Annotated in this window: 18 protein-coding genes and 1 pseudogene; 14 read left to right on the top strand and 5 right to left on the bottom strand. The window is 74.4% G+C overall.

Features of this window, described 5'->3' with window-relative positions:
• Positions 1 to 108: 108 nt before the first annotated feature.
• Positions 109 to 648, top strand: coding sequence for a hypothetical protein (locus tag PATMI_RS0113670; RefSeq protein ID WP_157260768.1), 540 nt, complete (start codon positions 109 to 111; stop codon positions 646 to 648).
• Positions 649 to 775: 127 nt separating this feature from the next.
• Entirely contained in the window at positions 776 to 1,384 is a 609-nt protein-coding gene (locus PATMI_RS0113675) for a TetR/AcrR family transcriptional regulator (RefSeq protein ID WP_026911296.1), read from the top strand.
• On the opposite strand, the gene PATMI_RS0113680 is transcribed toward PATMI_RS0113675, so the two are convergent.
• A complete protein-coding gene (locus PATMI_RS0113680) occupies positions 1,381 to 2,031 on the bottom strand; it encodes a class I SAM-dependent methyltransferase (protein ID WP_026911297.1) in 651 nt (216 codons plus the stop codon). The two genes, PATMI_RS0113675 and PATMI_RS0113680, sit on opposite strands and share 4 nt — an antisense overlap.
• A 227-nt stretch (positions 2,032 to 2,258) precedes the next feature.
• Between PATMI_RS0113680 and PATMI_RS0113685 the strand changes: the two genes are divergently transcribed.
• A complete protein-coding gene (locus PATMI_RS0113685) occupies positions 2,259 to 2,717 on the top strand; it encodes a hypothetical protein (RefSeq protein ID WP_026911298.1) in 459 nt (152 codons plus the stop codon).
• Positions 2,718 to 2,879: 162 nt separating this feature from the next.
• Here PATMI_RS0113685 and PATMI_RS0113690 read toward each other — a convergent pair whose 3' ends face one another.
• Complete coding sequence (locus PATMI_RS0113690; RefSeq protein WP_026911299.1) at positions 2,880 to 4,253, bottom strand: glycine--tRNA ligase; 1,374 nt, start codon at positions 4,251 to 4,253, stop codon at positions 2,880 to 2,882.
• A 103-nt stretch (positions 4,254 to 4,356) separates the two neighbouring features.
• On the opposite strand from PATMI_RS0113690, the gene PATMI_RS30055 reads away from it, so the two are divergent.
• The 3 genes from PATMI_RS30055 to PATMI_RS30060 all read left to right on the top strand — a co-directional run bounded on the left by PATMI_RS30055 (position 4,357) and on the right by PATMI_RS30060 (position 6,411).
• Positions 4,357 to 5,562 (top strand): alpha/beta hydrolase, encoded by a 1,206-nt coding sequence (locus tag PATMI_RS30055; RefSeq protein WP_051471614.1) that lies wholly within the window; start codon positions 4,357 to 4,359, stop codon positions 5,560 to 5,562.
• 113 nt (positions 5,563 to 5,675) lie between these two features.
• Complete coding sequence (locus PATMI_RS0113705) at positions 5,676 to 6,095, top strand: FmdB family zinc ribbon protein (protein ID WP_026911300.1); 420 nt, start codon at positions 5,676 to 5,678, stop codon at positions 6,093 to 6,095.
• Positions 6,096 to 6,099: 4 nt separating this feature from the next.
• Positions 6,100 to 6,411 (top strand): FmdB family zinc ribbon protein, encoded by a 312-nt coding sequence (locus PATMI_RS30060; protein WP_169738300.1) that lies wholly within the window; start codon positions 6,100 to 6,102, stop codon positions 6,409 to 6,411.
• 30 nt (positions 6,412 to 6,441) lie between these two features.
• Here the strand turns inward: PATMI_RS30060 and PATMI_RS0113715 are convergent, their stop codons facing one another.
• Positions 6,442 to 7,785: an LCP family protein gene (locus PATMI_RS0113715; RefSeq protein WP_026911301.1), complete on the bottom strand. Its 1,344-nt coding sequence runs from the start codon at positions 7,783 to 7,785 to the stop codon at positions 6,442 to 6,444.
• Positions 7,786 to 7,805: 20 nt separating this feature from the next.
• Here PATMI_RS0113715 and PATMI_RS0113720 point away from each other — a divergent pair, with 20 nt between their 5' ends.
• Entirely contained in the window at positions 7,806 to 8,771 is a 966-nt protein-coding gene (locus PATMI_RS0113720) for an ROK family protein (protein WP_084269943.1), read from the top strand.
• Positions 8,768 to 9,586 carry a 16S rRNA (cytidine(1402)-2'-O)-methyltransferase gene (gene rsmI, locus PATMI_RS0113725; protein WP_026911303.1) on the top strand — a complete coding sequence of 273 codons (819 nt, stop codon included), beginning with the start codon at positions 8,768 to 8,770 and terminating at the stop codon, positions 9,584 to 9,586. The genes PATMI_RS0113720 and rsmI overlap by 4 nt, the downstream gene beginning before the upstream one ends.
• Before the next feature lie 6 nt (positions 9,587 to 9,592).
• Here the strand turns inward: rsmI and PATMI_RS30065 are convergent, their stop codons facing one another.
• Positions 9,593 to 10,978 carry an FAD-dependent oxidoreductase gene (locus PATMI_RS30065; protein ID WP_036725841.1) on the bottom strand — a complete coding sequence of 462 codons (1,386 nt, stop codon included), beginning with the start codon at positions 10,976 to 10,978 and terminating at the stop codon, positions 9,593 to 9,595.
• Positions 10,978 to 12,666: an acetolactate synthase large subunit gene (locus PATMI_RS0113735; RefSeq protein WP_026911304.1), complete on the bottom strand. Its 1,689-nt coding sequence runs from the start codon at positions 12,664 to 12,666 to the stop codon at positions 10,978 to 10,980. Before PATMI_RS0113735 ends, PATMI_RS30065 begins: the two co-directional genes overlap by 1 nt.
• A 1,092-nt stretch (positions 12,667 to 13,758) precedes the next feature.
• On the opposite strand from PATMI_RS0113735, the gene metG reads away from it, so the two are divergent.
• The 6 genes and pseudogenes from metG (at position 13,759) to PATMI_RS0113780 (ending at position 19,788) form a co-directional block, all read left to right on the top strand.
• A complete protein-coding gene (gene metG / locus PATMI_RS30070; protein ID WP_036725843.1) occupies positions 13,759 to 15,309 on the top strand; it encodes a methionine--tRNA ligase in 1,551 nt (516 codons plus the stop codon).
• Complete coding sequence (locus tag PATMI_RS0113750) at positions 15,306 to 16,061, top strand: TatD family hydrolase (RefSeq protein ID WP_026911306.1); 756 nt, start codon at positions 15,306 to 15,308, stop codon at positions 16,059 to 16,061. Before metG ends, PATMI_RS0113750 begins: the two co-directional genes overlap by 4 nt.
• Before the next feature lie 116 nt (positions 16,062 to 16,177).
• Positions 16,178 to 16,912 (top strand): annotated as a pseudogene (gene rsmA / locus PATMI_RS38245) (16S rRNA (adenine(1518)-N(6)/adenine(1519)-N(6))-dimethyltransferase RsmA); the annotation flags it as partial.
• 145 nt (positions 16,913 to 17,057) lie between these two features.
• The gene (locus PATMI_RS38250) at positions 17,058 to 17,987 is read left to right on the top strand and encodes a 4-(cytidine 5'-diphospho)-2-C-methyl-D-erythritol kinase (RefSeq protein ID WP_245604321.1); all 930 of its coding nucleotides are present in this window, start codon (positions 17,058 to 17,060) and stop codon (positions 17,985 to 17,987) included.
• Positions 17,984 to 19,576 carry a DedA family protein gene (locus tag PATMI_RS38255; protein ID WP_051471618.1) on the top strand — a complete coding sequence of 531 codons (1,593 nt, stop codon included), beginning with the start codon at positions 17,984 to 17,986 and terminating at the stop codon, positions 19,574 to 19,576. Before PATMI_RS38250 ends, PATMI_RS38255 begins: the two co-directional genes overlap by 4 nt.
• Positions 19,573 to 19,788: a hypothetical protein gene (locus tag PATMI_RS0113780; RefSeq protein ID WP_026911309.1), complete on the top strand. Its 216-nt coding sequence runs from the start codon at positions 19,573 to 19,575 to the stop codon at positions 19,786 to 19,788. The genes PATMI_RS38255 and PATMI_RS0113780 overlap by 4 nt, the downstream gene beginning before the upstream one ends.
• Positions 19,789 to 19,793: the final 5 nt, after the last annotated feature.

The following is a 19,793-nucleotide window of genomic DNA, read 5'->3' on the forward strand; positions in this document are numbered from 1 at the left end:
CAGCACTCACCGAGAACCCGCCGCCCGCCGACGTCCGCCGTCGATGGGCGCGGTCCCGGAGCGATAGGCTCTCGGGCGTTCGGCCTCACCACCCCGAGACGGAGGACCATGGCGTTGAAGACGCAGTCCAAGAAGCAGTTGAAGAAGCAGGCCAAGGCCCAGGCGAAGTCCGCTCGCAAGACGGCCAAGTCGACGGGTCGCCGCGCGAAGAAGCAGCTGGCAGCCCGTGAGGACGCCGTGCGCAACCTGATCGAGAACCAGGACCTGCACGACGACCTGCGCAACCTCGCCGAGGCCGCGAAGGCCGCGTACGGCCGCGTGTCGGCCAACCCCGGCGCCCTGCTGCAGGACAAGAAGGTCCACAGCGACGTCCGCGCCGGCACGAGCGCGCTGCTCGACGCGAAGGGCCAGCTCGGCGGCAAGCCGCCGAAGAAGAAGAAGGGCAAGTTCGGCCTGCTCTTCCTGACGCTGATCGGCTCGAGCGTCGCGGTCGTCACCGTCCCCGCGCTCCGGACGAAGGCGCTCGACCTCGTCTTCGGCCCGGAGGAGGAGCTCGACTACTCCGTCGGCGCCGCGGCCGGCACCGCCTCGGCGAACGGCAACGGCGCGACCGCCGGCGCCGCCACCACGCCGGTCTCCGGCAGCTGATCGGCCGGGGACCACGGCCCTCGGTCGAGGGCCAGGTCCCCGGGCCCGCGTGACGATCGACGGCGGCCTCGGGCCGCCGTCGTCGTCCCCGCTGTCGGCTGGCCAGCCAGCCAGGTATCATCCCGGCGTGGCCACGGAGCAGACGAAGCGCCAGCTGGCGACGGACAAGCAGCTGCGCATCGTCGACGCCATGCGGTCGAGCGTCGCGCGTCGTGGCGTCGCGGGGTCCACGTTCGACCACGTCGCCCGCGAGGCCGGCGTCTCACGCGGCCTCCTGCACTACTACTTCGGCTCGAAGGAGCGGCTGCTCGTGGAGGTCGCCAAGCGCGACTCCGAGGTCCGCTTCGCCGCGCTCGCCGACGCGCTGGAGCACGCGAACTCCGCCGCGCAGCTCGTCGACCAGTGGGTCCGCTCGCTCCAGGCGACCGTGAAGCACGAGCCCGAGTTCGTCTCGATGCTGCTCGAGCTCTACACGCTCGCGCAGCGGACGCCGGAGATCGCCGAGGAGCTGACCTCGCTGATGCAGGGGATGTCCGACGCCCTCGCCGCCCGGTCGCGCAAGCTCGAGGCCGACGGCGTGATCCAGCTCGTGGCCGACCCGGAGACCGTGGCCGACGTGATGCTCGGGTTCGGCTACGGGATGGCGCTGCGGCTGCTCGCCGAGCCCGGGCGCGACATGGACGCCGCGATCGAGGTCGCCGCGACCGCCGCCCGCGGCCTCTACATCGACCTCTAGGCCGCGCGCCGCGCCACGCCGAGCGCCATCGGGGCCACCGGCACCGGGGCCCACGTCGGCGCCAACCGGACGTCGCGGTGCGTCACGCGCTCGAAGCCGGCCCGGTCGATCGCGGCGACGGTGTCGCGGTGGGTGTGGCACCCGCCGAACGCCCGCGGCCAGAACGTCGCGTCGACCGTGCGCTGCAGACCGCCGAGCCAGCCGTCGGTGGCGACGTGCTCGTAGTACCGCAGCTCGCCACCGGGCCGCAGCGCGTCGTGCGCGGCGGCCAAGGAGGCGGGCACGTCCGCCACGGAGCACAGGACGAGCGCGCACACCACCGCGTCGTACGGACCGGCGGCGTCGCCGGGAAGGTCCTCGAACGTACCGTCGAGCACGCGGATGCGGGTCCCCGGCACGGCGGTCTCGCGCTTCGCGGCGGCGACGGCCGCCTGCTCGCGGAGCACGCGGTCGGGCTCGACGGCGACGACCTCGGTGACCCCCGCGGGGTAGAGGTCGAAGTTCGAGCCGGTCCCCGCGCCGACCTCGAGCACGCGGCCCTCGAGCCCGGCCAGCAGCTCCTCGCGGGCACGGCGGACGCCCGCGGGTTCGTGGCGCATCGCCCACGACCAGACGCGGGAGAACAGCGGGTGCTCGACCGGTGGCATGGCACGACGCTATCGGGACCGGCGTGGGGCCGTCCGTGGACGATCGGCGGGGGTCAGGGCCTGCACCGAGCGACCCGTGCACTCCAGTGGGCGATACGGACCAGTTCGCCCTGCTCAGGGCCCGGTTCCGCGCCTGACGCCCACCCCGCCGCCCTCCGCGACCGTCGCCGCCGTAGGCTCCCTGCGCGCTCGCGCCCGCGAGCGCTCATCACTGGGGAGAACCACCAATGCGTACACACCTCATCGCGGCACCGCTCGTCGGCTTCGCCCTCGTCCTCGCCGGCTGTGGCGGCAGCGACGACGACAAGGGCCTGAGCAAGGCCGACTACATCAAGCAGGCGGACGCGATCTGCCAGAAGGGCGACGACGCCCAGAACAAGGCGCTGCAGTCGGCGCTCCAGGCGCTCGGCACCGACAGCCCGTCCGCGGAGCAGCAGGCGAAGCTCGCGTCGGAGATCGCGGTGCCGAACATCGAGAACCAGCTGAAGGAGATCAAGGCGCTCGGCACGCCCAAGGAGTCCGGCGACGAGGCGAAGGCGCTGCTGACGTCGCTCGAGGACGCGACGGCCAAGGTCAAGGCCGATCCGTCGACGATCGTCAACGACGGGTCGGGCCCGAGCCCGTTCGCCGACGCGAACGCCAAGGCCAAGGCGTTCGGCCTGACGGTCTGCGGCAGCGACAGCTGAGCCCGTTCGGCGCGCGCTTCCCCGGTCGCGCGCCGGACACCGCTCGCGCGGCGTCGCCCCTCGGGGCGGCGCCGTTCGTCGTTCCGGGTCCTCTGCGGGTGCCCCGGGCCGGCGAGGTGCGCTGCGGCTCCGCCCCGAGACGCTCGGGGCGGGGCCCGCTCCTCACCCCTCCTGCGGCTTCGGCGAGACCCAGTCCTGGGCCAGCCGGCCCGCGAACAGCGCGACGAGGTCGTCGATCGCCACGCGCGTCTGCTCGAGCGAGTCGCGGTCGCGGACGGTGACCGTCCGGTCCTCGAGCGTCTGGTGGTCGACCGTGACGCACCAGGGCGTGCCGATCTCGTCCTGGCGGCGGTAGCGCTTGCCGATCGCGCCGGACTCGTCGTACTCCGTCGTGCCGACGCGGCGGAGGCTGTCGCGGATCTCCTTCGCGAGCTCCGGCTGGCCGTCCTTCTTCACGAGCGGGAAGACGGCGACCTTGATCGGCGCCAGGCGCGGGTGCAGGCGCAGGACGGTGCGGACGTCGCCGTCGATCTCCTCCTCGTCGTACGCATCGACGAGGAAGGCGAGCGTCGCGCGGGCGACGCCGGCGGCGGGCTCGATGACGTGCGGGACGTAGCGCTCCTTCGAGGCCTCGTCGTAGACCTCGATCTTCGTCTTGGCGCCCTTGGCGTGCTGGGTGAGGTCGAAGTCGCCGCGGTCCGCGACGCCCTCGAGCTCGGACCAGCCGATCGGGAAGAGGTACTCGACGTCGGCGGTGCGCGAGCTGTAGTGCGAGAGCTCGTCGTCGTCGTGCGGGCGCAGGCGCAGGTGGTCGGCGCGGACGCCGAGGCCGGTGTACCAGGCAAAGCGGGTCTGCTTCCAGTGCTCGTACCACGCGGTCGACTCCGCGGGCGGCACGAAGAACTCCATCTCCATCTGCTCGAACTCGAGCGTGCGGAAGATGAAGTTGCCCGGCGTGATCTCGTTCCGGAACGACTTGCCGATCTGCGCGATGCCGAACGGCGGCTTCTTGCGCGAGATCGCGAGGACCTGCTTGAAGTCGACGAAGATGCCCTGCGCGGTCTCGGGCCGCAGGTAGACCGTCGACGCCGTGTCCTCCACGGTGCCGATCTGGGTCTTGAACATGAGGTTGAACTCGCGGGGCTCCGAGAGCTCGCCGCCGCAGGTCGGGCAGACGACGAGCGCGGGGTCCTCGCCGGCCTCGACCGCGGCCTCCTGCAGGTGGTCCAGGCGGAAGCGCTTCTTGCACTTGCCGAGGCACTGGACGAGCGGGTCGGAGAAGCCGTCGAGGTGGCCCGAGGACTTCCAGACGGAGGGGTGCTGGATGATCGCGGAGTCGAGCGCGACGATGTCGTCGCGGTCCTGCAGCATCGCCTTCCACCACTCGGCCTTGACGTTCTGCACGAGCAGCACGCCGTAGTGGCCGTAGTCGTACGTGTTGGCGATGCCGCCGTAGATCTCCGAGGCGGGGAAGACGAAGCCGCGCCGTTTGCAGAGCGCGACGATCTTGTCCATGGTGACGACGTCGGAGGGCATGGCGAGAGGGTACGGCCTCGCCCGCGGGGGCCGCGCGTCGGCCGCGGATACCGGCGGGTATCCGAGGTTGCCGTCCGGGTCCGACCGGCGGTAGGATTCTCCGATGCCGCTGCGCCGATCCGTCCGACAGGCCCCGCCCCCGAAGCTCGAGCTGCGTGGGCGGCTCGAGCGCCAGTCCCTCCGCGCGCTCGGTGCGACGGGCGGACCGAACCGCCGGGTCGGGCTCGGCCCGAAGGTCCGACTCGACGGCCAGACGCTCGACGCCCCGGTGCAGGCGATGCTCGGGCTCCGCAGCCGCCTGCGCTACCCGGCGTGGCACGAGCAGCCGGTCGACGACGCGCGCCGGACCATGCGGCACGAGGCGCTCGTCGCCGCTGGTCGCCCGATCGCGGTGGCGTCCGCCGACGACCTCGAGGTCGACGGGGCGACGGGCCCGCTGCCGGCTCGGCTCTACCGTCCGGGTGGCGCCCGCAACCCGGCGCTGACGTGGCAGCCGCGAACGGACCGCCTGCCGCTCCTCCTGTTCTTCCACGGCGGCGGCTTCGTGCTCGGCGACCGCGACTCCCACGACGCGGTCTGCCGCATGCTCTGCTCGGCGGCCGGGATCCTCGTGCTCTCCGTCGAGTACCGGCTGGCCCCCGAGCACCCGTGGCCGGCGGCACCCGACGACGCCGCGGCCGCGTGGTGGTGGACGGTCGACCACGCCGACGAGCTCGGTGCGGACCTCGAGCGCCTCGCGATCGGCGGCGACAGCGCCGGCGGCAACCTGACCGCGATCACGGCGCAGGTCGCCGCGGCGGGGCGGGGCCGCGAGGACGACCCGCGGCCCGCGGCCCAGCTGCTGCTCTACCCGGCGGTCGACTGGACGCGGGAGTACGCCTCGCGGGACCTCTTCGGCCACGGCTTCTACCTCGAGGACGCCTCGATGGACTGGTGCGAGCGCCACTACCTGGGGCCGGCGGGGGCGGTCGACCTCGCCGACCCGCGGATCTCGCCGATCACCGGCGAGCTCCGGGGTCTCGCTCCTGCGCTCGTCGTGACGGCCGGCTTCGACCCGCTCCGCGACCAGGGCGAGGCGTACGCGGCCGCGCTCCGGCAGGCCGGCACGCCCGCGGTGTGCCGCCGCATGCCGGACCTCATCCACGGGTTCGCCAACACGCCCGGGGTCGGGCGGCGCTCGCGGGAGGCGATGCTCGAGGTCTCGTCCCTGCTGCGCGGCATGCTCGAGATCGAGCCGGCGGTGCGGGCGCGCGGGGAGTCGGCGTCCGCTGCGGGAACGGCGCCGGAGGGCGTCGGCGCGGCGGTCTGACCCCGGTCGGACCGGCGCCCGGACGGTCGGCGCGGCCGCAGCGTTGGCACTCTCGACCCCGGAGTGCCAACCTCTGGTTGCCGGGCGGCCCGTGCGCCTATACTCCGAAGTCCATGCCCATCTACGAGTACCGCCGTCCCGACGGGACGACCTTCGACGTCCTGCAGAAGTTCACCGACGACGCGCTGACCCACGACCCCGACACCGGCGTGCCGGTGCAGAAGGTCCTGAGCGCGCCGGCGATCCACTTCAAGGGCGCGGGCTTCCACAACACCGACTACGGCACGAAGAAGCGGCCGGTCGGTGGCGGGGGCGACGGCTCCTCGTCGGACTCCGGGTCGTCCGACTCGTCGTCGTCCTCCGACTCCTCGTCCTCGCCGAGCGCCGCGTCGGACTCGTCGGGGTCGGGCTCGTCCTCCTCCGACGCGTCGTCGGGTTCCTCGTCGTCCTCGGGCTCCTCGTCCTCGTCGTCCGGAGGGGGCTCGTCCGCCCCGGCGGCCGCCTCGTCGTCCTCGTCGTCGAAGTCCGACTAGGGCGATGCCGACGTACGAGTACCGGCGTCCGGACGGCACCACGTTCGACGTCGTCCAGAGCTTCTCCGAGGACGCCCTGACGCACGACCCCGACACCGGGGTCCCCGTCCAGCGGGTGTTCCACGCCCCGGCCGTGCACTACAAGGGCAGCGGCTTCTACGCGAACGACTACGGCACGCGCAAGGGCAACAAGGAGCTCGAGAAGGCCGCGGAGTCGGGCGCCGACGCGCACGACGACAAGTTCCGCAAGCAGCGCGCCGAGCGCAAGAAGGCCGAGGCCGCGGCGCCCAAGCCGAAGCCGCCGAAGGCCCCGTAGGGCCCGGTGCTCCGGCCGCGGGACCCGCGGCTACTTCTCGAACTTCCGGCGGGCGCGCTCGACGGCCTCGGGCGACACGGTCAGCGCCTGGCCGCTCGGCAGGTTCTCCGCACCCGTGGGCTTCAGCACCTGGCTGCTGCCGCCACCCGGCAGGAACTGCGCGACCGCGACGCCGAGCAGGCTGAAGCCGGACATGTCGGTCTTCACGGCCTTCGGGGCCTTCCACGCGATGAACGGCAGCCGGAAGAACCCGGACGGCGAGAGCACGCGCTTCTTCATCGCGCTGACGATCTCCTGCTGACGCCCGGCGCGGTTGACGTCGTCCTGCGCCGCGTCGCACCGGTTCTTCCGGACGCGGGCCAGCGCGAGCGCGGCGGAGCCCTTCAAGGTGTAGGTCTGGCCCTTCTTCAGGCGGAACGACGTGCCGCCGAGGTTCTTCGCCTTCCCGATCGTGACGCCCTTGCCGGGACGCCGCGCGCCGCCGCTGACGTCGGCCGTCAGGCACGTCTTCGCCGTGTACTTCACGCCGCCCATCGCGTCGATCAGCTCCGGGAAGTTCTGGAAGTCGATCGTCGCGACGTGGTTGACCTTGAGGTTCGTCAGCGTGTCGACGGCCTGGACCGCGCCCTTCTCCTTGTCGAAGGCGTAGGCGGCGTTGATCTTCTGCCGGCCGTGGCCGGGGATGTCGACCGCGGTGTCGCGCGGGATCGACAGCTTCGAGTTCTTGAACCCGCCGGTCCGCATGAGGAGCAGCGTGTCGGTGCGGGTCGCCCCGCCGGAGCCCTCCGCACCCGGCTCCTTCGAGCCCTTCGGGCGCGCGTCCGTGCCGAGGATCAGGACGTTCGTCGGCGAGAACGGCGCGCCGCCCCCGCCGAGGAGCTCGTCGGCGTCGCCGGTCTGCTGGTGGATCGTCGCGGAGATCAGGAAGAGGACGATCGACAGGAGGATCCACGCCGCGACGGCGGTGGAGACCCAGCGGAGCACCCGGACCGGCAGGGTGCGCTGCTTGCGGCCGCTGCGCCGGCGCCACCACCGCGGGCCGGGGTCCGGGGCGTCGGGGTCCGTCGGATCGCCGCCCTTCCGGCGCCCCTCGCGGGCGTCGTAGACCGTGTAGCCCGGACCGGAGGCGTCGGGGACCAGGCCGTCCCCCCGTCGACCGGACGACGGCGCCTCGCCCTGCCCGGAGTCGCGCCGGTCGGCCCCGGCCGTGCCACCGCCGCCGGCGCCGGCGCCCGCGCCGGAGGCCGCGTCGCGGCGCCCGTCCTTCGGGCGTGGGGGGCGCGGCTTCCGTCCCGCACGGCCACCGTAGACCGTGTAGGGGGCGTCGTCCGCGCCGGGGCGGCCGCCCTCGGCGTCGTCGTCGGGTCCCTGCATCACGGGATATGGTGCCGCGCGTGCCGGGCGACTGCGTCATCGGGGTGGATCTCGGCGGGACGAAGCTCCTGGCGGGGCTCGTCGGACGCGACCTGGAGGTGCGTCGGCGGGTCTACCGGCTCGCCCCGCCGTCGGACGATCCGGAGGACCTCCTGCAGCAGGTCGTCGACGAGGTCCGGGAGCTGCTGGACAGCGGATCCGTGGCCCCGGGCGACGTCCGCGCCGTGGGCGTCGGGATCCCGTCGCTCGTCGACCGTGCGCGCGGGGTGGCGGTCTCGACGGTGCACCAGCCGCTCGACGGCGTGCCGGTCCGCGACGAGCTGCAGGATCGGCTGCAGCTCCCCGTCGCGCTCGACAACGACGCCAACTGCGCGGTCCTCGCCGAGTGGCGCGCCGGTGCGGCGCAGGGGTGCGACGACGTCGTGCTCCTGACCGTCGGGACCGGGATCGGCAGCGGCGTGGTCACGGGCGGGGTGCTCCTGCGCGGCTCGACGGGCGCGGCGACGGAGCTCGGCCACATGGTCGTCGACTTCGACGGGCCGCTCTGCCAGGGCGCCTGCACGAACCGCGGGTGCCTCGAGGCGCTCGCGTCCGGCAGCGCGCTCGGTCGCGAGGGCGCGCGCTTGGCGGGGCAGCGGCCGGGATCGGCGCTCGCCCGGCTGGCGGGGGAGGGCCACCACATCACCGGCGTGACGGTCACGGAGCAGGCGCGGCTCGGCGACCGTGCGGCCGTGGAGGCGCTCGAGCGCGTCGGGACGCTGCTCGGCGTCGGCATCGCCAACGCGATGAACATCTTCAACCCCGAGCTCGTCCTCGTCGGTGGCGGCGTCTCCGACGCCGGGGAGCTGCTGCTCGCGTCGGCCCGCAGCGAGGCGCGGCGGCGGGCCCGGGCGCCCTCGAACGGCGCACGGGTGCAGACCGCCGCGTTCGGGGCGGAGGCCGGCATGGTCGGCGCCGCCGTCCTCGCGCTGGAGGAGACGTCGTGAGCGGCCGGATCGTGGTCTGCGCGACACCGATCGGGAACATGGAGGACGTGACGGCCCGCGTCCTGCGCGCGCTGGCCGAGGCCGACGTCGTCGCGTGCGAGGACACGCGCCACACCCGTCGGCTGCTCGACCGCCACGGGATCCGGCAGCACACGGTCAGCCTCCACGAGCACAACGAGGCCGAGCGGTCCGGGGAGCTCCTGGACCGCGTCCGGGCGGGGGAGACCGTGGCGCTCGTCAGCGACGCCGGCATGCCGGTGGTCAGCGACCCGGGCGGCCGACTCGTCGCGGCGGCCCGCGACGCCGGCCTCGTCGTCGAGGTCCTGCCCGGGCCGAGCGCTCCGGTGACCGCGATCGCGACGGCCGGCATCGTCGCCGACCGCTGGCGGTTCGTCGGCTTCCTGCCGCGGCGCGGCGACGACGTCGTGGCGCTCCTGGCGCACCCGGAGACGACGGTCGCGTTCGAGTCGCCCAACCGGCTCGTCGCGACGCTGAAGGCGCTGGCGGCCGAGGATCCGACGCGCGTCGTCGCGGTCTGCCGCGAGCTGACGAAGCTCCACGAGGAGGTCGTCCGCGGGCCGGTGGCCGACGTCGCCGCGCGGTTCGCGGAGAGCGGCGTCCGGGGCGAGGTCACGCTCGTCGTCCAGGGCGTCGCGCCGGAGGCCGCCGACGCCGCGGACGACGCCGTCGCGCTGGACGCCGTCGCCCGCCTCGTCGAGGCCGGCGCCCGGGCGAAGACCGCCGCCCGCGTCGTGGCCGAGCTCACCGGCGGCTCGGCCAACGACCTCTACCGCGCCCTGCACGAGCGCGACTGAGGGCGCTCAGCCCTGCGCGGGCTCGAGCCCGAAAGCGGCCTCGGCGCGGTCGGCGATCTCGCCGGCCAGCGCCAGCGACGCCGTCGCCGCGGGGGAGGGAGCGTTGCGCACGTGCAGCGTCGCGGCGTCGTGGTCGAGGACGAAGTCGTCGTGCAGCCCCCCGTCGCGCCGGAGCGCCTGGGCCCGGACGCCGGCCGGTCCCGGCAGCAGGTCCTCGGCGCGCAGCTCGGGGACCATCCGGCGCAGCTCGGCGGCCATCGCCCGGCGGCTGACGGTGCGATGGACCTCACCGCCCGCGGTGCGCCACCACGTGCGGGCCATCCGCCACGTCCCGGGCCAGCGGACCGTGGCGCCGAGATCCGCCCGGCGGACGCGCCCCAGGCGGTAGGCGTCGCGGGCCCCGACGAGCAGCGCGGTCGGGCCGGCGTGGACCTCGCCGTCGACCCCGCGGGTCAGGTGGACGCCGAGGAACGGCAGGTCCGGGTCGGGCACGGGGTAGACGAGGCCACGCACGAGCCCGGCGGCCTCGGGCCGGAGCACGCGGTAGGCCCCGCGGAACGGCACGACTCGGACGTCCTCGTCGCGCACCTCGCGGGGGTGGGGGGCGAGCGCGTCGGCCCAGGCGCCGGCGCAGACGATCGCGCGGCGGGCGACGGTGCGGTCGGCGGCGGACGAGGCGCGCTCCGATCCGTCCGCCCGGCCCGAGGCGACGGACGCTCCGCCGGGGACGGCCGTCGAGGTCGTACGCCCGGCGCCGGGGGCATGGTCGACGAGCACGTGTCCGTCCCGACGCGCGAGCCCGACGACGGACCGACCGAGGTGGAGCGTTCCGCCGAGCGCGCGGACCTCGTCCGCCAGCGCGCGGGTCACGCCGACGAAGTCGACGATCCCGGTGTTCGGGGACCACAGCCCGTCGACGCCGCTGACGTGCGGCTCGTGCTCCCGGATGCCCGCGGCGTCGAGCCGCACGAGGCCGGGGACGCCGTTGGCGCGGCCGCGGCGCTCGAGCTCGTCGAGCCGGGGACGCTCGTCGGGCCGCGACGCGACGACGACCTTGCCGCAGCGCTCGTGGGCGATCCCGTGCTCGGCGCAGAACGCGTACAGGTCGGTGACGCCCTGCACGGCCAGCCGGGCCTTCAGCGAGCCCGGCCGGTAGTACAGGCCGGAGTGCGCGACGCCGCTGTTGTGGCCGGTCTGGTGGGCGGCGACGTGGTCCTCGCGCTCGAGCACGGCGACGCGCAGGCCCGGCCGCCGTCGCAGCGCTTCGCGGGCGACGGCGAGGCCGACGATCCCGGCGCCGACGACGAGGAGGTCGCACGAGCCGGGGGGCGGGTCGGTGGCGTCCTGCGGTGCCCGGTCGGCGGCCGGCCGGGCGTGCGGGTCGGCCGCCACTACAGCGGGTCCTCCAGGTCGCCGAGGCGCTCGGTGAGCCGCAGGTTCTCGGAGTAGTCGACCGGGACGGCGATGACGGTCACGCCGTCGGACGCGAGGCCCTCCTCCAAGGCCGGGAGGAGCTGGTCGGCGGAGGTGATCCGCACGCCCCTGCCGCCGAAGCTCTCGGTGAACGCGACGACGTCGGGGTTGCCGAACTTCACCGACGAGCTGGTGCCGAGCTCCATCTCCATCTTCCACTCGATGAGGCCGTAGCCGTCGTCCTCCCAGACGAGGACGCAGAGCGGGATCTCCTCGCGGACGGCCGTCTCGAGCTCCTGCGCGTGCATGAGGAACGCGCCGTCGCCCGTCGCCGCGAGAACCTTGGCGTCCGGACGCGCGAGCTTCGCCCCGAGCGCGCCCGGAAGGGCGAAGCCCATCGTCGACAGGCCGTTGGAGAGCAGGCAGGCGTTCGGCGCGTACGTCGGGTAGAGCCGGGCCATCCACATCTTCACCGCGCCGGTGTCGGCGAGGACGATGTCGTCGCGGCCGAGCGCCCTGCGGGTGTCCGACACGATGCGCTGCGGCGAGAGCGGGACGCGCTCGTCGTCGGCGTGCTCGTCGAGCTCCTCCTTCAGCAGCGCGGCCACGTGCGGCGTCTCGCGCGGGGCGGGGAGCCGCTCGCCGGTCGCGGCGTTCGCGGCCTCGAGCCCGTCGGTGAGGAGCTCCAGCGAGCGGCCGATCGAGCCGTGCAGGCCGACGTCGACCGGGTAGTGCCGGTCGACCTCGGCCGGGAAGTGGTGGAGGTGGACGATCCGTGCCTCGCCCTTGGGGTTGATCTTCTTCGGGTCGAACTCCTGGAGCTCGTAGCCGACGGCGACGATCGCGTCGGCGGCGTCGAAGCCGAAGTTCACGTAGTCGTGGCGCATGAAGCCGACGGCGCCGAGGCCGAGCTCGTGGTCGTCGGGGAAGACGCCCTTGCCGTGGAACGTGGTGGCGACCGGGATGCCGGTCGACTCGGCGAACCGCAGGAGCTGGTCGGCGGTCGACGTCCCGCCGTGCGAGGCGTCGCGCGCCGCGCCGTGTCCGGCGAGGACGATGGGACGCTCGGCGGCGCGGAGGATCTCGACGGCGCGCTCCACCTGCGCGTCGGTCGGCTCGTTCGGGCGGACGCGGTCGATCCGCAGCGGTGTCAGGTCGTCGGGGACCTCGGCGGCCTCGATGTCCTCCGGGATCGCGAGGTAGACGGCTCCGGGGCGCTCCGTCTGGGCGGTCTTGAACGCCTTGCGGACGATCTCCGGCACCGACTCGGGGGTCGGGACGAGCGCGGACCACTTCGTGATCGGGGCGAACATCGGCACGAGGTCGATGCCCTGGTGGGACTCCTTGTAGGAGCGGTCCCGGCCGACCTGCGCGGAGATCGCGATCAGGGGCGTCGAGTTCGTCGTCGCGTCGGCGACGCCGAGCTGCAGGTTGATCGCGCCGGGGCCGAGCGTCGCGGAGCAGACCGCGGCGCGCTGGGTCAGCCGGCCGTACATCTCGGCCATGAACGACGCGGCCTGCTCGTGGCGGACGAGGACGTACCGGATCTTCGAGTCCGCGAGCGCCTGCACGAAGTGGATGTTCTCCTCGCCCGGGATGCCGAAGACGTACTCGACCCCCTCGGCCTCGAGGCAGCGGACGAGGAGCTGTGCGGCGGTCGCGCTCATGCGGGGGTCTCCTGGGTGGCGATGGGCCGAGTCTATGCGGGGCGTCCGCGGGGCCGTGCGGGCGCCTCGGAGCGGCCCGGTGGCTACCCGGGGACGGTGCCGCGAACCGGCCGGTGCTCGCCGGGTGGGGAGGCGGCCGCCGCCGGAGGGACCCGCCGCCGGAGGTTGCGGCTCCGTGCCGCGGTGCACCGGACACGTGCCGTCGGCGTGCCGGAACGAGGCGTTCCGGTGCGCGGCCTCCGGCCCGGCCTACGGTCGGTGCGTGGTCGATCCGCCGCCGCTCGTCCGCCCCGTCGAGGGCCCGGTGCTCACCCGGTTCAGCTACGACCGGGCCGCGCCGTTCCGACGCGGGCGGCGGCGGGTGGTCCGCCTGCGGACCGTCGCGGGCGTCGTCGTGCGCGCACCCTGCCGGGGCCGCGTGACGCACGCCGGGCGGCTGCCGCGGGGCTCCGGGGTGTCCGTGCGCTGCGGAGCCTGGTCCGTGACCCTCTCGGGCGTCCGGGCCTCGGGCGTCCGCAGGGGCAGGACGGTCGGGGCCGGTACGACCGTCGGTCGCGCCACCGGCCTGCGTGTCGCCTTCGGGGTCCGTCGCGCGGACGATCCGTTCGGCTACGTCGACCCGCTGCCGCTGCTCCGGGACCCCGGGGCGTCGCGCAGGTTCGCGCCGCTCGGACCCGCGCCCCGGACGCCGCGCGGCGCACCGGAGCCGGCCCCCGTGCGCGTCGCGCCGACGGCGGCCCCTGCGGTCGAGCCGGCGCGTGCGCCGTCGGGCGTACCGAACCTGGTGCCCGCACCCGTGGTCACCGGGGTGCCGGCGACCGGGCCCGACACGCCGGTCGTGGCGTGGATCGGTCTGGCCGTCGGGGCGCTCGGCCTGCCGGCGGGGGCGGTCGGGGTGCGGAGGCGTCGGCGCAGGTCCTCGTCGGTCGTGCGCTCCGGGGCGCGGTGATGCCGAAGACCCTCGCGGTGCCCGGGGTACGCCCCTGGTCGGACCTGCGACGGGCGACGGACTCGAACCGGTCTCGCCGCGGGTGAACGGGCACTCCGTGCCCGGACGGCCCGCCGACCCCGCGCCGGTACCCTCCGTCCGGCATGGGCTACTCCGTCACGACCCCGATCTTCTACGTCAACGCGGCGCCGCACCTCGGCCACGCGTACTCGACGATCGTGGCCGACGTCCTGGCGCGCAACCACCGGCAGCGCGGCGACGACGTCTTCTTCCTGACGGGCACCGACGAGCACGGCGAGCCGGTGGCGAACGTCGCCCGGGACCGCGGCATCACGCCGCAGGAGCTCGTCGACGAGAACGCCCCGAAGTTCCAGGCGATGGGCCCCGTGCTGGAGTCCTCCAACGACTTCTTCATCCGGACCTCCGACCCGCGTCACAAGGCCGCGGTGCAGGAGATCCTCACGACGGTCAAGGAGAACGGCTGGGTCTACGAGGGCCAGTACGAGGGCTGGTACTGCCCGAAGTGCGCCGACTTCAAGACCGAGTCCGAGATCGCGGAGGGCAACACCTGCCCGATCCACGGCGTCCCGCTGCTGCGCGAGTCCGAGACCAACTGGTTCTTCAAGCTCTCCGCGTTCCAGGAGCGGCTCGAGCAGCTCTACGCCGACCGGCCGGACTGGGTCGTCCCCCAGAGCCGCCGGAACGAGGCCCTCGCGTTCATCAAGGGCGGGCTGCAGGACGTCTCGCTCAGCCGCAACCAGATCACCTGGGGCGTCGAGGTCCCGTGGGACCTCGACCACGTCTTCTACGTCTGGTGGGACGCGCTCCTGAACTACGTCACCGCGCTGCGCTTCGGCCGCGACGGCGAGGACCTGACGGCGAGCCACTGGCCGGCGACGCACGTCATCGGCAAGGACATCCTGAAGTTCCACACGATCTACTGGCCCGCGCTCCTGATGGCCGCGGAGCTCGAGGTCCCGACCCGGGTGATGGTCGGTGGCTTCCTCCTGGTCGGCGGCACGAAGATGAGCAAGTCGCTCGGCAACGTGCTGGACCCGTTCGACGCGATCGAGCAGTACGGCGCCGACGCCGTGCGCTTCTACCTGCTCCGCGAGGTCGCGTTCGGCAGCGACGGCTCCGTGTCGCTCGAGGGCCTGAAGCTCCGCTACGAGTCCGAGCTGGCCAACGACTTCGGCAACCTCGCGTCGCGCTCGACCGCGATGGTCCGCCGCTACCGCGACAGCGTCGTCCCCGACGTGGCGGTCGACCCCGTCGTGGCAGCGTCCTTCGCCGGGCTCGGCGACACGGTCTCGCGCATGCTCGACGACGGGCAGATCAGCCAGGCGCTCGAGGCGATCTGGGAGCGCGTCCGCCTGCTGAACCGCTTCGTCGAGGAGCAGGCCCCCTGGACGCTCGCCAAGGCCGAGAAGGTCGACCCGACCTCCGAGGGCTTCGACCCCGACGAGCTGACCCGCGCGACCGCCGACCTCGACCGCGTCCTGCGCACCCTGGTCGAGGGCGTGCGCGTGCTCGCCGTCCTCCTGCACCCGTGGCTGCCGTCGAGCACGGTCGTCCTGCTCGACGCCCTGAACGTCCCCGACCTCGCCTGGTCCGGCGCGGAGCTCGGCACCGGCGCGGCCGGCGCGGTCGGCGACCTCGCGCCGCTGTTCCCGAAGGACCGGGCCGCGGCGTGATCGACAGCCACACGCACCTGGACTCCTGCGAGCCCGGAAACGACGAGCTCGTCGGCAACGCCCGCGCGGCGGGCGTCCGCCGGATCCTGACCGTCGGGATGGACGAGGCGTCCAACCGCACCGCGCTCACCGCCGCCGACACCTTCGACGAGGTCTTCGCCGCCGTCGGCCGGCACCCGAACGCCGCGACCGGCTATGACGCTGCGGCCGGCGCCGACCTGCGCGAGCTCGCGGCGCACCCGCGGTGCGCCGCGATCGGCGAGACCGGCCTCGACTTCTTCCGCGAGGGCGCGCCCGGCGACGACCAGCGCGCCGCGTTCCGCGATCAGATCGAGATCGCGCGGGAGACTGCCAAGCCGCTCGTCATCCACACCCGCGCCGCCGACGACGAGACGATCACCACGCTCCGCGAGCACGCCGACGGCGTCGTCGTCCTCCTGCACTGCTTCTCGATGCCCTCCCGGGTCCACGAGTGCCTCGAGCAGGGCTGGTACGTCTCGTTCGCCGGCAACGTCACGTACCCGAAGAACGCCGACCTGGCGCTCGCCGCCGCGACCGTCCCCGACGACCGGATCCTCGTGGAGACCGACGCGCCGTACCTCACGCCGCAGAAGCGCCGCCGGGAGCGCAACCAGACCGCGTACGTCACCGAGACCGCGCGCTTCGTCGCCGCGCAGCGCGGGCAGTCCTACGAGGAGCTCGAGGCCGCCGTGACGGCCAACGCCGCCCGCGTGTTCGGGTGGGACGCGTGAGCGACGACCGGCCGGCAGCCGCCACCGAGCGCGCCGCCCGCGAGGCCGCGGAGGCCGCCGCCGTCGCCGACGTCCTGGCCGGCCCCGGCGGCCCGGTGCAGCCGAGCATCCGGCGGATGGGCGAGCACGGGATCCGCCCGCGGCACGAGCTCGGCCAGAACTTCCTCGTCGACGACAACATCCTCGGCGTCATCGAGCGGCTCGCGGAGCTGCGCGACGACGACGTCGCGCTCGAGGTCGGCGGCGGGCTCGGCGTGCTGTCCGAGCACCTCGCCGCGCGCGTCTCCGGACTGCACGTCGTCGAGATCGACCGCGGGCTCGAGGCGCCACTGCTCGAGGCCCTCGCGCCGTGGGCGGGCGGGGATCGCATCAAGCTCCACTTCGGCGACGCCGTGAAGGTCGACTACGCCGCCTACGACCCGCCGCCGACGGTCTGCGTGTCGAACCTGCCCTACAACGTCGCCGCGACCGTCATCCTGCGGACCGTGGCCGAGCTCCCGACGTGCGACCGCTGGGTCGCGATGGTGCAGAAGGAGGTCGGCGAGCGCTTCGCCGCGCCGCCCGGCACCAAGGCCTACGGCGCCCCGTCCGCCCTCGCGCAGCTCTCGTGCGACGTCAAGGTCCTGCGCGCGGTCTCGCGCCGGATCTTCTCGCCGGTCCCGAACGTCGACAGCGTCCTGCTCGGCCTGCGCCGCGTGCGGCCCCCGGCGCCGAAGCCGGTCCGCGACCTGATCAACGCCGCCTTCCTCCACCGCCGCAAGGTCCTCGCGAAGTCCGTGTCGCTCGGCGCGCCCCGGGACGCCCAGAACGCGCGGCGCGACGCGATCAAGGTGGCGCTGGAGGCCGCCGGCCTGCCGCTCGACGTCCGCGCCGAGCGCGTGCCGGCCCTCGGCTTCGCCGACCTGGCGCGCTCGGCTTCGCCGACCTGGCGCGCGCCGTCGCGGACGCCGACGGCGACCACGCCACGGTGGGGGCGATCGACGCGTGGCGGGCGGCGTGAGCAGCGTCCCGCCGCCGGTCGGCACGGGCGCGCGGACGATCGCGCCGGCGAAGCTCAACGCGACGTTGCTCGTCGGACCGGTCCGCCCGCACGACGGCCGCCACGACCTGACCTCGGTGATGCAGTCGCTGACGCTCGCCGACGACGTCGCGCTGGTCCCGGCACCCGTGGGCGCCCCGGCCGACGACGTCGACTGCCCCGGCGTCGACGGCGACAACCTCGCGCTGCGCGCCCTGCGCGACTTCCGCGCCGCCACCGGCTGGGACGCCCCGCCTCTGACCGTGCGGATCGTCAAGCGGATCCCCGTCGCCGCGGGGATGGCGGGCGGCTCCACCGACGCCGCCGCCGTCCTGCGGCTCGCCGCGCACCTCAGCGGTCGCGGCGACGCGGCGCTGCTGCAGGAGCTCGCCGCCGGGCTCGGCGCCGACGTCCCGCACGGCCTCGAGCCCGGGTTGGCGCTCGCCGCCGGCGCGGGGGAGCGCCTCGAGCGCTTCGACGGGGACCTCCCGGGAGCCGTCGTCGTCGTCCCCGCGGACGTCGGGCTCTCGACCCCGAGCGTGTTCCGCGAGGCCGACGCCCTGCGACCGCCGCGGACCGCCGACGACCTCGAGGCGTGGCGCGTGCGGGTCCTCGACGCGCTTCGCGCCGTCGGGGCGCACGGGGCGACGTACCCGGCCGAGCTGGCCGTCAACGACCTCGGTGCCGCCGCGGTGTCGCTCGCCCCCGTCGTCGGCGCGCACCTCGAGGCCCTCCGTCACGCCGGCGCGGCGCCCGCGCTGGTCTGCGGCTCCGGGCCGACGACCGTCGGGTGGTTCCCCGACGCCGAGGCCGCCGAGGCCGCCGCCGCCAGGCTCGCCGCCGACGGCGTCGACGCGCTCGTCGCGCTGCCGACGTCCGGCGCACCGATCGAGGCCGTGCCGGCGTGAGCGCGCTCGCCGGGTCCTCCGTCCCGCTCGCGGCCGTCGCCCCGCTGTGGCTGTCGCTCGTCGTCCTCGCGCCCGGGCTCTACTGGTTCTTCCGCCGCCGCGGCAAGGCCCCCGGCTGGGCGCTCCCGCTGACCGTCGTCGCCGTCGCGATCGGCGTGGTCGTCGGCGGGGGCATCGTCACGATCCCGTCGCTCGAGGACCTGCCGCTCCAGGAGAAGGTCGGCGACGTCGGGGACGCCGTCGGGCACTGGGGCTACCCGATCGTCGGCGTCCTGGCGTTCCTCGAGACCGGCGCCTTCGTGGGGCTCGTCGCGCCGGGGGAGACGTTCGTCATCCTCGGCGGCGTCCTCTCGGGCGAGGGGACGCTGAGCTACGGCCTGCTCCTGACGATCGTCTGGTTCTCCGCCTTCCTCGGCGACGCCGCCAGCTTCGGCCTGGGGCGGAAGCTCGGTCGCGGCTTCCTCGAGCGCCACGGACCGAAGGTGAAGATCACGGCCGACCGCCTGACGCAGGTCGAGACGTTCCTCGCCAAGCACGGCGGCAAGGCGATCGTGATCGGCAGGTTCATCGGCTTCGTCCGCGCCGTCGCGCCGTTCATCCTCGGGTCCAGCGGCGTCACCTGGCGCCGGTTCCTGCCCTACGCCGTGATCGGCAGCGGGCTCTGGTCGGCGCTGTTCGTCACGCTCGGATACGCCTTCTGGCAGAGCCTCGACAGCCTGCTGGGGTGGGTCAAGCAGGGCGCGTTCGCGTTCGGCACCGTGATCGCGATCGCCGTCGCGATCGTCGCGACGCTCCACTGGCTCGGGGTCGAGGGCAACCGCGACCGCGCCGCGGCCTGGATCGAGGAGGCGAAGACGACCCGGTGGGGGCGCATGCTCCTGGCGGTGTGGCGGCCGGTGTCGGGGCCGGCGCGCTTCCTCTGGCGACGGATCACGCCCGGCGGGTTCGGGCTCGAGGTCACGACGCTCGTGGCCGTCGGGGGCGTCGGCGCGTTCGCGTTCTTCGGCCTCGAGCAGACCTTCGACCGTCGCGGGCCGACCGGGCTGACCACGGGCGACGTCAGCACCCTGGACTGGGTCGAGCGCCTGACCTTCGGCCCCGCCGAGGACCTCTCCCGGATCGGGGTCGTGCTCGGCTCCTACCCCGTCGTCGCGGGACTCGCCGCGCTGGCGGCGGCGTTCCTCGTCGGCCGCCGTCGCGCGGGCGCCGCGATCGCGCTCGTCGCCGCGACCGCCGTCACGCTCGGCGTCGGCGCGATCGTCCGGGCGGGGGAGGACCGCCTCCCGCCGCCGGGCGCCCTCGAGGACGTCTCCGGCTCGAGCTTCCCCTCGCCCGTCGCCGTCGCCGCCGTCGTCTGGGTCGCCGTGGCCCTCGCGGTCAGCCCCGTCGTGCGCCGCATCCCCGGCCGGGTCGGGCTGACCGGGCTCGCCGTCATCCTCGCCGCGCTGATCTGCACCGCGCCGCTCGTCCTCCGGACCGCCTACCTGTCGGACGTCCTCGCGGGGGCGGGCCTGTCGGCGGCGATCCTCGCCGTGGTGGGCGTCGTCGCGATCGTCGTCGGGCACATCCGTCACACTCCCGAGCAATGAACGGGGACCTCGTCACCTACCTCGTGGTCGGGATCGGCGCGCTCGTGTCGCTCGTCACCGTCGTCGGCCTGATCTTCGTGCCGGTCGTCCGGATGTACCCGACGTGGTGGCAGCGCAGCGCGGCCGGGGTGCTCGCGCTCGTCGTCGTCTGGGCGTTCGCGATCGGTGGCATCTACGTCGGCCTGCAGTTCGTGGACCGCTTCCTCAGCTGACCCGG

It is taken from the genome of Patulibacter minatonensis DSM 18081 (genome assembly GCF_000519325.1).
In the GTDB taxonomy this organism is placed as follows: domain Bacteria; phylum Actinomycetota; class Thermoleophilia; order Solirubrobacterales; family Solirubrobacteraceae; genus Patulibacter; species Patulibacter minatonensis.

Coding starts and splice junctions, on each gene's coding strand:
- PATMI_RS0113705 (WP_026911300.1), top strand. CDS start 5,676: ATGCCCATCTACGAGTACCGCCGTCCCGACGGGACGACCTTCGACGTC.
- PATMI_RS0113685 (WP_026911298.1), top strand. CDS start 2,259: ATGCGTACACACCTCATCGCGGCACCGCTCGTCGGCTTCGCCCTCGTC.
- PATMI_RS0113780 (WP_026911309.1), top strand. CDS start 19,573: ATGAACGGGGACCTCGTCACCTACCTCGTGGTCGGGATCGGCGCGCTC.
- PATMI_RS30055 (WP_051471614.1), top strand. CDS start 4,357: ATGCCGCTGCGCCGATCCGTCCGACAGGCCCCGCCCCCGAAGCTCGAG.
- PATMI_RS0113715 (WP_026911301.1), bottom strand. CDS start 7,785: ATGCAGGGACCCGACGACGACGCCGAGGGCGGCCGCCCCGGCGCGGAC.
- metG (WP_036725843.1), top strand. CDS start 13,759: ATGGGCTACTCCGTCACGACCCCGATCTTCTACGTCAACGCGGCGCCG.
- PATMI_RS0113690 (WP_026911299.1), bottom strand. CDS start 4,253: ATGCCCTCCGACGTCGTCACCATGGACAAGATCGTCGCGCTCTGCAAA.
- PATMI_RS0113735 (WP_026911304.1), bottom strand. CDS start 12,666: ATGAGCGCGACCGCCGCACAGCTCCTCGTCCGCTGCCTCGAGGCCGAG.
- PATMI_RS0113670 (WP_157260768.1), top strand. CDS start 109: ATGGCGTTGAAGACGCAGTCCAAGAAGCAGTTGAAGAAGCAGGCCAAG.
- PATMI_RS0113680 (WP_026911297.1), bottom strand. CDS start 2,031: ATGCCACCGGTCGAGCACCCGCTGTTCTCCCGCGTCTGGTCGTGGGCG.
- PATMI_RS30060 (WP_169738300.1), top strand. CDS start 6,100: ATGCCGACGTACGAGTACCGGCGTCCGGACGGCACCACGTTCGACGTC.